The sequence below is a fragment of the Bradyrhizobium sp. SZCCHNR2028 genome, from assembly GCF_032380995.1.
Classification (GTDB): domain Bacteria; phylum Pseudomonadota; class Alphaproteobacteria; order Rhizobiales; family Xanthobacteraceae; genus Bradyrhizobium.
Map to the genome: position 1 here is coordinate 332,749 of NZ_JAUHJF010000004.1, position 12,434 is coordinate 345,182.

The following is a 12,434-nucleotide window of genomic DNA, read 5'->3' on the forward strand; positions in this document are numbered from 1 at the left end:
TCCAGGGCGATATCGGTGCCGCCGCGTGCCGCTTATTTGCTGCACTCGGTCAGATCCGTATCGCGCACGACGAACTGCGCGCCTTCCTTGAGTTCGATGTTCTTGGCGACGCAGGTGCGGCCGCCCTTTTCGGACAGCTTGATGTCGTAGCGGCCGGACTTCACGCCGACCAGCGTCATGCGCTCATTGTGGTCGACCTCGCCCTCGTCGTCGTTCTTGCACTGGTCGGCGCCCCAGGTTTTGGTGCCGGCGGCCGCCAGGTACATTTTCACGATGGTCTGGCCGGTGCGATTGAGGAAGCGCGGGCCGTCCTCGGCGGACGCGGCGGAGCCGGCAAGCATGAGAAGCGCGCAGGCAGTGACGAGGCGACGCATGACGAGTGTCCTTTTCTTATGATTGGTCATGGGATGAAGGCGCGCGGATCAGAAATCCTTGCCGATGCTGGTCTTGACGGCAAGGCCGCGCGAGGCGTTGGTCAGGCCGTAGCCGACGCCGAAGCTGAGCTCGAAGCCCTTGAAGCGGGTGTCGGCGACTGCGTAGAGCGTCTGCATCTGCTGATTCCAGGGCAGGATGTAGCCGAACGGTCCGAGATTGGAGAAGTGCTCGATACCGATGGTCCAGCGATCGCTGAGGCGCTTGACGACGCGCACCGAGGGCTCGAAGGCCGAGCCGGCGCCGTCGATGCCGAAGGTCATGTTGGCGTTGAAGATGAGCTGATAGTCGTTGGGCAGGTTGACGCCGATGATCGGCGTGAACATCTGCGCCACCCGCGGCGTGGCCTCCTGCACGAAGCGCGGCGCGCCGGGCTGGCCGGCTCCGGCCTTGTTGGCGACCCACAGGTCTGGCGTCAGGCCGCCCTGCGGCGCCAGGATGGTGCGTGACACCAGGCCGAGGAAGACGGTGCGCTCAAGCCGGTCGCCCTGGATGAAGGTCTGGCGAATGGTGACGCCGCCGGACTGGAATGAATAGCCGGGCACGCCATTGTCCATCACGTTGCCCAGCGCCATCGGCACATTGGTGCGGGCAAAGGCGTAAGGCGAGGTCAACGCGATCTCGTACCATTCGGTTGGCGAGTAGCCGATCTCGGTCTCGCCGGTGACCGCACGCTGCGGCACGCGGCGTCCGCCGTTCTGTTGCGGATTGAAGGTTGTCAGATAGCCGAAGCGCTGTTCGACCTGGAAATGTCCGGGCGAGGCGGGGTCATTGCCCTGGATCTCCTCGGCCGCTGCACCGAACGGCGCGAGAACGAGAGCACCGGCAGCCATGTACAATCGCGATCGTCTTCTTGCACTCCTGGCGATGCCGTTCGGCTGCATGTCCCCGCGCTCCCTTCAACTGATGAGCTAACGAGTCGGCGGGGCGAAAACATGCGGGCCCGTCGGCTGAAAGATGACGCGATCGGGAAACGATCAGTCGTTGAATGCCGCAATTGCTCCGGCCCTTCCTGCTTCGATGAGGAATAGGGATGTTTTGGCAAGTCGAACGGGACATTTTGACCGGGACAATATGGCGGCCATTTCGCGAGTGAATCTCAGGGCGGCGATGAATGTGGCGTGTTGCAAACACATTGAAGTCATAGAGCGAGGAAAACATGTGCTGCAGCATGCATTGCTGATCGCCGGATCAGCCAGAGAATGGACACGCCCGTGCTTCACACACCCGGTCATCGTCGCCGCTTGTCCGCTCAGCCGATGCGGCTCGGACTGGTGCTCACACTCCTTCTGTCCACGCTGCTGCCGGATGGACGCGCCTTCGCGGAGGAGTCGCTGCGGGACCAGTTGGAAGCGTGGTGGAATCAAACCCAGGCCGGCAAGAGAGGTCAGGTTGGGCAAGTCCGACAGGCGTCATCGGGGAGCGGTGCCAGAACCGCAAGGCATGTCGCCAAGCGCGGACGCCACGTCGCCAATGCCCGGGCCGAGGCAGGAGGAGGTGTCTTCGACCACGATAGCGGTCCGCGTCGCGACCGTCCGGGGAGATATTTCCTGCACGGACCGAGGTTCTAGTCCCGACGCTCTTGCGGGAATTTCCCGGGCGTCGCGTTCTTGCACTTGCGAAATGACAAGGCCTCCCATAGGTCAAAGTGATGTGTGGCGCGTTGCCGGTGAACCGCCGACGCTCGCATACGTTGTTTTCGTGCCCTTCATCGCCGCCCCCCGGACGGCGGAGACAAAGGATCAATTCGATGAATTGGAAACTGATGATGACGGCCGCTGCCGTCGGCATGACAGCAATCGTCGGCACGTCGACGATCGCTGTCAGTGCACCGGCCCCTTCCAAGCTGCTGACCTCGATCGACCCCGACAAGGACGGCACCGCCGACATGAACGAGGTCCGCACGGCCGCCGGCGCACTGTTCGATCGTCTCGATCGCGACCACGACGGCACGCTCGACGCCAAGGAGCTGCGCGGCCGCGTTTCGGCCAAGGATCTCAAGGCCGCTGATCCCGACAATGACGGCACGCTGACCAAGGACGAGTATCTCGCGCTGGTGGAAGGCCGCTTCAAGGCGGCCGATCCTGACCATGACGGCACGCTCGATTCCAAGGAGCTGAAGTCGGTGGCCAAGCTGCTGAAGTGAGACATCGGTCCGCACTGGACCGACGCGACACAGATATGAGCTCGAGGGCCTGTGATGGGAGACCGTCGCAGGCCCTCGCCTTTCAGGCGGATGCTCGTGGCGGGCCGGCAGGGACGGCGATTGGCTCTCACATGCTTGGGCGGGACATTTCCACTGCGAGACGAACCAGGTCGGGCAGGCTGCGCGCCCCGAGCTTCTGTCGCAGCCGGTAGGTCAGGTTGATGACGGTCTTGTAGCTGATGCCGAGATGGTCGGCTATCGCCTGATAGGATTTCGCCTGAGCCAGCAGCGCAAGTGCCTGGCGCTCGCGCGGGGTCAATGCCGCGGTCGCCATGCCGTCCGGATCGGCGCGGAGCAGGGCGATGCGGGTGGCGAGCTGCGGGTCGAGATAGGTGCCGCCGGTTCGAACCTGTTCCAATGCCTTTGGCAGCTCGTGCGGCGGGGCGTCCTTGAGCAAATAGCCGTTGGCGCCGGCGTCGATCGCGGAGCGGACGATACGCGGATCGGCGTGCATGCTGAAGACCAGGATTCGGGCGCGGGGATCGTGCGACCGCATGCGTTCGATCAGACTGATTCCGCCGAGTTCCCGTCCCTGTAGACGCAGATCGACGATCGCGACGTCCGGCCGGTCGCGGATATAGGCTTGGTACCCGCTCTCGGCATCGTGTGCCTCGGACAGCGAGCGGATCCCGGCTTCGTTCAGCAGCCAGCGGCAGGCCGTGATCACGACCGGGTGGTCATCGACGAGCAGAACGCGATACATCCGATGAAGGTCTTGCCCTTATGGCGCCGACGGCGCCGATGCTTCCTCTACCATGTGAGTTCCCTTGCAAACCAGGATCGGGTGCAACAGTGCGGCCGAGGCTGGGAGATAGCTCGGCGAATTGATCGCCACTTTCCGGATCCGGGAAGATTGTCCCTAGGTCCCAAAGAATATTGCCCGTTGCGACGAACTGGAGGGCTGTTTACGAATGTTAACGTTCGTAAACAGGTAAATCGGCCGGTTCTGGTGCGGGTAAAGGCTCAGGGGCGTGGGCTGTTGCCGGAACCGGTCGACAAGAAACTGGGGGACGTCTTGACCAGACTGTCGGCGCTGAAGAGCGCGCTTCTCGCGACGTGTGCGTTGCTGCCTACGGCTGCGTTCGCGCAGCAAACCCTGCAGACCATCGAGGTGGTCGGCGTCTCGCCCGTTCAGGGCAGCGAGATCGCGAAGGACAAGATTCCTTCCAATGTCGAAACCATCGGGGCGCGGGAGCTCGACCACAGCCGCGCGCCGACGCTGCTCGACAGCATCCTGCAATCGGTGCCCGGGGTCTCGCTCAGCGACCAGACCGGGAACGCGTTCCAGCGCGACTTGAATTATCGCGGTCAGACTGCCTCGCCCGTGCTCGGGACGCCGCAGGGCATCGCCGTCTACCAGAACGGCACCCGCATCAACGAGGCCTTCGGCGACGTCGTGAACTGGGACCTGATCCCGGAAATGGCGATTGCGCGCATGACGCTGATGCCGAACAACCCGCTGTTCGGCCTCAACGCCACCGGCGGGGCCATGTCGATCGAGATGAAGAACGGCTTCACCTACCAGGGCGGAGAAGCCCAGCTGTTCGGCGGATCGTTCGGCCGGGTCCAGTCGGGCGCGCAATACGGCTGGAACAACGGCACCTATTCGGCCTATATCGCGGCGGAGGGCGCCTATGACCGCGGCTGGCGCGACTACTCGTCGGCCTCGCAGATCCGGCGCATGTATGCCGATTTCGGCGCGCGCGGCGACAATACCGAATTCCACCTGTCCTTCACCGGCGCCGACAACAAGCTCGGCTCGGTGGCCGCGACGCCGATCGAGATGTTGAACCAGCGCTGGTCCAGCGTCTATACTTGGCCGCAATCGCTGCATCTGCAGATGCAGATGGTGCAGGCGAGCGCGAAGTGGACACCGACCGACACGCTGTCGATCCAGGCCAACGGCTATTATCGTAACTACAAGTCGGCGCGCGTCGACGGCAATGGCACCGAAGTGCAGGACGGCGGCGGCGTGTTCGTCCTTGAGGACGCCGCCGGGACCCCGTGGGACATCAACCGCAACGGCCCAACCGCCAACACGCTGGCCGCCGATGCGGCGCTCGGCCAGATCGACCGCAACACGGTCAAGACCGACAGCTATGGTGGCTCGCTGCAGGCGACCTCGACCACGCAGCTATTCGGTCATGACAACCATTTCGTCGTCGGCGCCAGCGTCGATCACGGCAACACCAACTTCCAGGCGACCTCCGAGCTCGGCACCCTCGACAACAACCTGTTCGTCACCGGCCTCGGCGTCTATATCGACCAGCCCAACGCCGGCCTTGCTCCGGTCAACCTGAATGCCAAGAACACCTATCTCGGCGTCTACGCGACCAACACCTTCGACATCACCTCGCAGCTGGCGCTGACGGCCGGCGGCCGCTTCAACTGGGCGCAGATCAACCTGCGCGACCAGACCGGCTTCGCGCCACTCCTGAACAGCAACAACAACTTTCAGCGCTTCAACCCGGTGGTCGGCCTGACCTACAAGATCACGCCTGATATGACCGCTTATGCCGGCTACTCCGAAGCCAACCGCGCGCCGACCCCGCTCGAGCTCGGCTGCTCCGATCCGGCCAATCCCTGCCTGATCGACAACTTCCTGATCGCCGATCCGCCGCTCAAGCAGGTGGTGTCGCGCACGGTCGAAGGCGGCCTGCGCGGCGAGATTTCCGGCGGCCGCTCGGCCTACGCTGCCGACCTGCCGGCCTACCGCAAGGCGCCGATCAAATCGGTGGCGGTCGATGACGGCTGGCGGCTGCGCTGGGGCCTCAGCCTGTTCCGTACCGAGAATTCCGACGACATCCTGCAGGTGGTCGATCCGCTCAACCCGGTGCGCGGCTATTTCAAGAACGCCGGCACCACCCTGCGCCAGGGTGTCGAGGCCAAGGTCGACCTGGCCTGGAACCGGTGGACCGCCTACGCCAACTACACCTTCATCGACGCCACCTTCCGCAGCGCCTTCGACGTCAACGATCCGTTCCTCCGGGTGCCGGTCGGCGTCGTCTCCGGCAACCACATTCCCGGCATTCCGGCGCATCGCCTGAAGCTCGGAGCGGAATATGCCGTGACCGACGCCTGGAAGGTGGGCGCCAGCGTCAACTATGTCGGCAGCCAGTACCTGCTTCACGACGAGACCAACGTCTATCCGAAGGTCCCGGCCTATTGGGTCGTGAACGTCAACACGTCCTATCAGGTGACCAAGAACGTCGAGGTGTTCGGCCTGATCCAGAACCTGTTCAATCAGCGCTATTATTCGGCAGGAACCGTGTTCGATCCGGCCGGCTTCAACACCGCCGGCGGCGGAACGGCGTTCGCGTTGAACGATCCGCGCAGCATGGTTCCGGGAATGCCGCTCGCGGCCTATGCCGGCATCCGGGCGAAGTTCTGAGCCTCAGGGGCGGACGACCAGCCACCATAGGCGCATCCGCGCCGCGCCACGGCAGCCCCCCCCACCGTGGCAAGAAGGCCGGGAGAAATCCCGGCCTTTTCATTTGTTGATCGGAGCCAGCAGGTGTCGGAACCGGGAGCGCGAGTTCATCTCTGCGCTGTCCTCCACGGTGGAGCGGTCCGCCGTCCTTGTCGTCAAAATTTCAGATCTGGCGGAGGAGTGGTGTTTCAAATGAAGCGGATGATGATAATTAGTCCTGGCGTTGCGGGACTAATTCGGTTGTTAGTTTGATAATGTCCCGTTCGTTCCTAGAAACTTTCGCTTTGCTGGTTCCTGCCAACGTTTCGATACAATCGGTCATCAACAAGAAGCCGCGTATTGCGTAACGTGGGGCGTCAGGTGAAGTCAAAGAATAGAAGGCGCAGCGAGGCAGCTGCCGCAAGTTTCGTACTGTTGTCGACATGGATGGTCGCCGGCGAGGCAAGGGCCGAATGTACGACGCCAGGCGTCACCGTCACCTGTAGCGGGACCATCAGCACGGCAATCACCGTGTACGACGCCGCTGCGGCGACGGCGACGCCCTCGAGCGGCAGCAATTCCTATACGCCGGCAAACCCGGCCTTTCCGGTGACCGGCTACAATCCCAATCCGCCGACGACGATTGTCACGCTGGATTCGACGGCCGTTCGCAATCTCACCACCAACACCCAGGCCGGTCTGGCCGATCGCGGCATGATCGCGGCCAATTTTTCCAATGCCGAGGATCCGGCCGTCAACAACGTCGTCATCAACAACGCCGGCTGGCTCAGCCTCACCACCAGCCAGCTCAGCGCTGGCCGGCTTCACGTCATCGTCGCCGACAGCCAGGTCAACAGGTTCACCGTCAACAACACCGGGACGCTCGCCGCCACCCAGAATTTCTTCGGCGCGTTCGATCCCACCAAGCTGAGCGTTTCGGTCGGTGCGACCGCGACGGGCCGCTACAACGGCACCAACCTCGCCATCATCTCGGCGCTGTATTCCGACGACAACACCAACAGCTTCGTGGTGAACAACCGCGCCGGCGGCACGATCTCGGCGACCGGCAACTATGCCGCCGCCTATTACGGCCGGGCCGACACCACGATCACCAACTCCGGCACCATCGCCAACACCAGCTGGACGGCGGCGAGCCGCTTCTATGATGGGCACTGGGCCATCGGCGCCTTCGCCGGCGCCGAGTTCGATACGATCCCCGGCAGCAATCCGGATTCGCCGCTCTACAAGTTCGACGCCGGCGGCAACGTGACGGTGACCGAAACCAAGGCGCTGACGCTGACCAACACTGCCGGCGGCGTGATCAAGGGCGATATCCTGGCGCTCGACACCAATCCGCTGACCACGGCCGCGGGGCTTGCGGCGGGATCGACCCTCCCGCTGACCGGCAGCGGCTCGAACTCGGGCCCGCGCGACAGCGTCATCAGCAATGCCGGCCTGATCCAGGGCAACCTCTATCTGGGCTCGGGCGAGCACGACATCGCCAACAGCGGCACGATCTCGGGATCGATCTCGGTCGACCAGAGCGCCTCGCGCGGCTCGTTTGCGAAGGCGATCGCAGGCACCGTCGCGGGCACCTATAGCAGCTCCGGCTCGGGCACGGACGTCAACGGCAATGCCTGTCCGACGGCGGGCGCGAACACGACCGATCCGCTCTGCGCCGCCAGCACCACCCAGGCGGCGACGTTTTTCGGCGCGCGCACCTTCAATCTGGTTAACACCGGCGCGCTCGGCGGCGACATCATTATCAACGACCAGGATGGTGCGACCAATACCATCCTGCTGAAGGGCACCGGCTTCAGCGGCAACGTCGTCGCGCAGAGCGGCCTCGGCAGCAATTCGCTGACGCTCGACGGCGTGACCAGCCTCGCCAGCATCGTCAATTTCGGCATGCTCGACCTGATGAAGTCGCAGGTCACCATGAGCGGCGGGGCCGGCGTGCAGCTCGTCGATGGCGCGGTGTTGCGCACGACGATCTTCGGGTCGGGCGGCACCGCGGCAGCGCCGTCGACGAAGATCGGCAACATCACCGGCGCGGTGACCTTCGCCGGCGCGGGGACGGTTGCGCCGACGCTTCAGGGCATCGTGCGCAATGGCGACTTCTACCGTGTCGCGACGGCGGTGTCGGCGACGCCGCTCGGCGTCGATTTCTCCAGCGCGCTGGTCGGCTTCACTGCCGATACCTCGACGGGGGCTCTGCTGCTGAACGCGTCCGTGCGGTCGCCCGCGACCATTGCCGGCATCTCGCCCAGCAGCCTTGCCGCGCTCAACGGCCTGCTTGGCTACAACGGCAGCAATGCGCAGCTGCAGGCGCTCGGCGGCGCGGTGCAGAGCCTCAGCACCGACCGGGAGGTGCGCGGCGCCGGCGATCAGTTGCGTCCGCTCGTCAACGGCGCCCAGGTCCAGGTGCCGCTCAGCACCGCATCGCTGTTCCAGAACCAGATCGACAACCGGCTGACGGCGGCGGCCGCGTCGCCCAATTCGCGTGTCGCCTCAGCGTTCGCCGACGACGCCGATCCGCTCGCCTCGATGCTGATGGCCTTCCATCCGACCAAGGCTCGTCCGACGGTGAAGGCGCCGCTGGCGTCGGCCATCGCGCCCGAGCCGGAGCGCACCGTCTGGGGCAGCCTGATCGGCACCAATGCCTCGCAGCGTGACGTGGCGGGTGTTGCCGGCTACGGCGGCAACACCGGGGGCCTCGTCGCCGGCATCGATCAGCGGATCGACAATGCGTTCCGCGTCGGTGCTGCGTTTGGCTACGCCACCAGCAGCATCGACGATCGGACCGCCGCCGGCGATGCGGTCGGCATGCAGCACTATCAGGGCACGGTGTACGCCGCCTATGTTCAGCCGTCCTGGTACGTCAACGGCTCCGCAGGCATCGCGCTGGTCGACTACACCACCACGCGCCGCGTCAACTTCGCGGGCTTTACCGACACCGTCTCGGGCAGCCACAAGGGCTGGCTTACGCTGGTGCGTGGCGAGTTCGGTGTCCCGGTGAAGCTCGGCGAGGCCGTGCTGACGCCGTTCGCCGGCGTGACCTACGGCCATCTCGATCAGCAGGCCTACACCGAGACCAGCACCGCAGGTGCCGCGCTCGCGATCGCCAGGCAGACCACCAACTCGGTGCGTTCGAACCTCGGCTTCCGTTCGACCGTTCCGCTGCTGGTCACCTCGACCTACGGCTTCGGCCTGGAGACGCTGGCGGCGTGGCGGCACGAGTTCGGCAACACCGCGCAGAACGTGACCGCAAGCTTTGCCGGCGGCAGCGCGACCTTCCTCGCCGCCGGACCGTCGCCCGAGCGCAACCTGGCCGAGCTGGGCGCCGCGCTCAAGCTGGTGGCGTTCGGCGAGCGTCAGTCGATCTCGCTGGGCTACAACGCCGTGGTCGGCAGCCAGTATCTCGAGCAGTCGGCGCTGCTGAAGGTGCGCGCGGAGTTCTGAAGCGGCTGCCTCGGGCAGGACCTGCGAAGCACGACGTCAAAGGCCGGGAGCAATCCCGGCCTTGTCGTTGCTTGACCAAAGGCGTGACGTGTCTCCGCTGCCGTAGGGTGGGCAAAGGCGCGCGTGCGACACTGCATGCCACGAGCTCAACTCCACCGCGCGCCGTGCCCACCATTCCTTCCGCTTGCGCGGATGCACGGTGGGCACGCGACCGCCCTGCGGGCGGCTGCTTTGCCCACCCTACGCAGCCGGTATGAATCGTCGATGAGTCTGCTCACGTTGGATTTTGGGCAATTATCCCGCTGACCTCGTGAACGAGATCGCTGCGCGCTTCTGGAATTTGCGAAGCATCGCGATTAGTTGCTGCCGGCCTCCGTCAACTACGAACTTCCGCCACAGAACCCGACCAGCTATTGCGCATCGTATCGAGCAGCGAGGTGGTGCACGTGAGCCGTAGATCTTCAAGTCTTGTATCGATCATCACGTCATCGATGGATGCCGTTCACCGGCCCCACGTGCCTCCTTGGGTACGAGCGATAATCTCTGCCCTGCTTCTCGCCGGCAGTCTGGGGGCGTATTCTCTGCTGCTTGGCGATGCGGCGGCGCGCGATCTCGATGGGCGTTACGCCAATTCTCCGCTCAAGGGCTGGTTCGAGAGTTTGCGTTCGGGCAAGGGGCCGTGCTGCTCGGATGCGGATGGCACCGCGCTCTCGGACACGGATTGGGACACGAAGGATGGCCGCTACCGTGTTCGCATTGAAGGCCAATGGTGGGTCGTTCCGGAAGAGGCTGTGGTGACCGAGCCCAATCGCGCCGGCCGGACGATGGTATGGCCCGTGTATTATCGCGAGCTGAATACGGGCCTGCGCATCGATGTGCGGTGCTTCCTGCCGGGCAGCATGATATAGGTGGGGATGTGCCGGATCGCAGAAGCGCAGGGTGGGCAAAGGCGCGAAGCGAGATGTCGCGACAGGCGCGGCCTCTCGTACGCCGTGCCCACCACTCCCTCCGCTCTCGCGGAGGCATGGTGGGCACGCGGCCGCCCTGCGGGCGGCTGCTTTGCCCACCCTACGTGATGGCGACTACTCCGCCGCTTGCGCCGCTTTCAGCGTTGGATAATCGGTGTAGCCCTTCTCGCCGCCACCATAGAGCGTGGCGCGGTCGAGCTCGTTGAGCGGGGCGCCGGTCTTGAGGCGCTCGACCAGGTCGGGGTTGGCGATGAAGGGGCGGCCGAAGGCGATCAGGTCGGCGGCGCCGGCGTCGAGCTGCTTGTTGGCGAGCGCGAGGTCGTAGCCGTTGTTGGCGATATAGGTGCCCTTGAAGCGCTTGCGCAGCGACGCGTAGTCGAACGGCGCGACGTCGCGCGGACCGCCGGTCGCACCCTCGATGACGTGGATGTAGACGAGCTTCAGCGCCGCGAGCTGGTCGACGATGTAGTCGAACAGCGCCTGCGGATTGGAATCGGAGATGTCGTTCGCGGGCGTCACCGGCGACAGCCGGATGCCGGTCTTGTCGGCGCCGATCGCCTCCGAGACGGCCTTGGCGACCTCGAGCATCAGCTTTGCGCGGTTCTCGATCGACCCGCCATAGGCGTCGGTGCGCTTGTTGGCGCCGTCCTTGGCGAACTGGTCGAGCAGATAGCCGTTGGCGCCGTGGATCTCGACGCCGTCGAAGCCGGCCTCGATCGCATTGAGCGCGGCCTGCTTGAACGCCGCGACGATGCCGGGAATCTCACTGAGCTCGAGCGCGCGCGGCGTCGAGACGTCGGTGAAGGTGCCGCCGACGAAGGTCTTGGTCTTGGCAGGAATCGCCGAGGGCGCGACCGGGGCGCCGCCGTTCGGCTGCAGCGAGACATGGGAGATGCGGCCGACGTGCCAGAGCTGGACGAAGATGCGGCCGCCCTTGGCGTGCACCGCGTCGGTCACCTTGCGCCAGCCGGCGATCTGCTCCTTGGAATAGATGCCGGGCGTGTCCTGGTAGCCTTGGCCCTGCTGCGAGACCTGGCTGGCCTCGGAGATCAGCAGGCCGGCGGAGGCGCGCTGGCTGTAATATTCGGCCGTCAGCGGGCCCGGCGCGAGGCCGTCCACGGCGCGGTTGCGGGTCAGCGGCGCCATCACGACGCGATTGGCCAGGGTGATCGGACCGAGCTTATGCGGCTCGAACAGTTTGGATGCACTCATCGGGTCTTTCCAGGAGAGAGGAGGGGGTTGTGGTCAATTGTGCATTGCCGCGAACAGCGCAATGCCAGGAGGTATCCGTCCGACGCAAACGAGCTGCGCGATCGGGGCCGCCGCAACAAGCCGTCCGTTGGGTAGCCTGCTGCAGAAAACAAAAGGGGGTCAGGCAACCCCGAGGAAGTCCCGCTTGCCGATTTCGACGCCGTTGTGGCGGAGAATGCCGTGCGCGATTGCAGCGTGGAAATAGAAGTTCGGAAACGAGACGCGGTTGACGAACTCCTGCCCCTTCAAGGTCTGGGTGGTGTTGGCCCCGGTTGGAAAGGTCACGTCGCGGCTATCGGCTCCCTCGAACTGCGCCGGCTGGAACGTCTTCAGGTAATCGATGGTTCTGGCAAGCCGCTGGCGAAGCTCGGCGAACGTCGTCTCGGTGTCGGGTGTGCTCGGGACCTCGCTGTGGGAAAGCCGGGCGCAGCCTTTGGCGGCGAAGTCGCAGGCGAGCTGGATCTGTTTGGAGAGCGGCAGCATGTCCGGATACAGGCGCGCGCCGAGCAGGACCTCGGGGGCGATCTTTTTGGCTTCGCAATGGGCCTCGGCCTTGCTGAGCAGGCTGGACAGGCTGCCGAGGATCTGGAGGTAGGCCGGCACGGTCGAATCGTAAAAGGACATGATGCTCTCTTTTGGCAGGAGACGTCGCGACGAAAGCGCGCGCCCTCGGAGATGGGGCTGCGTCCAAGAGAATGCAACTGCA

General features: G+C 64.7%; 9 protein-coding genes. 4 read left to right on the forward strand and 5 right to left on the reverse strand.

The features are described 5' to 3' along the window. Positions 1-32 precede the first annotated feature (32 nt). Together QX121_RS09825 and QX121_RS09830 are read right to left on the reverse strand one after the other, a co-directional pair. Positions 33-374, reverse strand: coding sequence for a hypothetical protein (locus tag QX121_RS09825; protein WP_315717331.1), 342 nt, complete (start codon positions 372-374; stop codon positions 33-35). A 48-nt stretch (positions 375-422) separates the two neighbouring features. Next, positions 423-1,265 (reverse strand): hypothetical protein, encoded by an 843-nt coding sequence (locus tag QX121_RS09830; RefSeq protein ID WP_315811798.1) that lies wholly within the window; start codon positions 1,263-1,265, stop codon positions 423-425. A gap of 956 nt (positions 1,266-2,221) precedes the next feature. Here QX121_RS09830 and QX121_RS09835 point away from each other — a divergent pair. Beyond that, positions 2,222-2,578: an EF-hand domain-containing protein gene (locus QX121_RS09835; protein ID WP_315738719.1), complete on the forward strand. Its 357-nt coding sequence runs from the start codon at positions 2,222-2,224 to the stop codon at positions 2,576-2,578. Between the two features lie 127 nt (positions 2,579-2,705). On the opposite strand, the gene QX121_RS09840 is transcribed toward QX121_RS09835, so the two are convergent. Then, positions 2,706-3,341, reverse strand: a complete 636-nt coding sequence (locus QX121_RS09840; protein ID WP_315811799.1) for a response regulator transcription factor — start codon at positions 3,339-3,341, stop codon at positions 2,706-2,708. Positions 3,342-3,653: 312 nt separating this feature from the next. Here QX121_RS09840 and QX121_RS09845 point away from each other — a divergent pair, with 312 nt between their 5' ends. The 3 genes from QX121_RS09845 to QX121_RS09855 all read left to right on the forward strand — a co-directional run bounded on the left by QX121_RS09845 (position 3,654) and on the right by QX121_RS09855 (position 10,417). Beyond that, on the forward strand, positions 3,654-6,029 hold the full coding sequence (locus QX121_RS09845; protein WP_315776118.1) for a TonB-dependent receptor: 2,376 nt from the start codon (positions 3,654-3,656) through the stop codon (positions 6,027-6,029). Positions 6,030-6,482: 453 nt separating this feature from the next. Beyond that, entirely contained in the window at positions 6,483-9,509 is a 3,027-nt protein-coding gene (locus QX121_RS09850) for an autotransporter domain-containing protein (protein ID WP_315811800.1), read from the forward strand. A gap of 491 nt (positions 9,510-10,000) precedes the next feature. Then, on the forward strand, positions 10,001-10,417 hold the full coding sequence (locus QX121_RS09855; protein WP_315811848.1) for a hypothetical protein: 417 nt from the start codon (positions 10,001-10,003) through the stop codon (positions 10,415-10,417). 174 nt (positions 10,418-10,591) lie between these two features. Here QX121_RS09855 and QX121_RS09860 read toward each other — a convergent pair whose 3' ends face one another. Then, entirely contained in the window at positions 10,592-11,689 is a 1,098-nt protein-coding gene (locus tag QX121_RS09860; protein WP_315811801.1) for an alkene reductase, read from the reverse strand. A 159-nt stretch (positions 11,690-11,848) separates the two neighbouring features. Beyond that, a complete protein-coding gene (locus QX121_RS09865; protein WP_315811849.1) occupies positions 11,849-12,352 on the reverse strand; it encodes a DUF1993 domain-containing protein in 504 nt (167 codons plus the stop codon). Positions 12,353-12,434 lie beyond the last annotated feature (82 nt).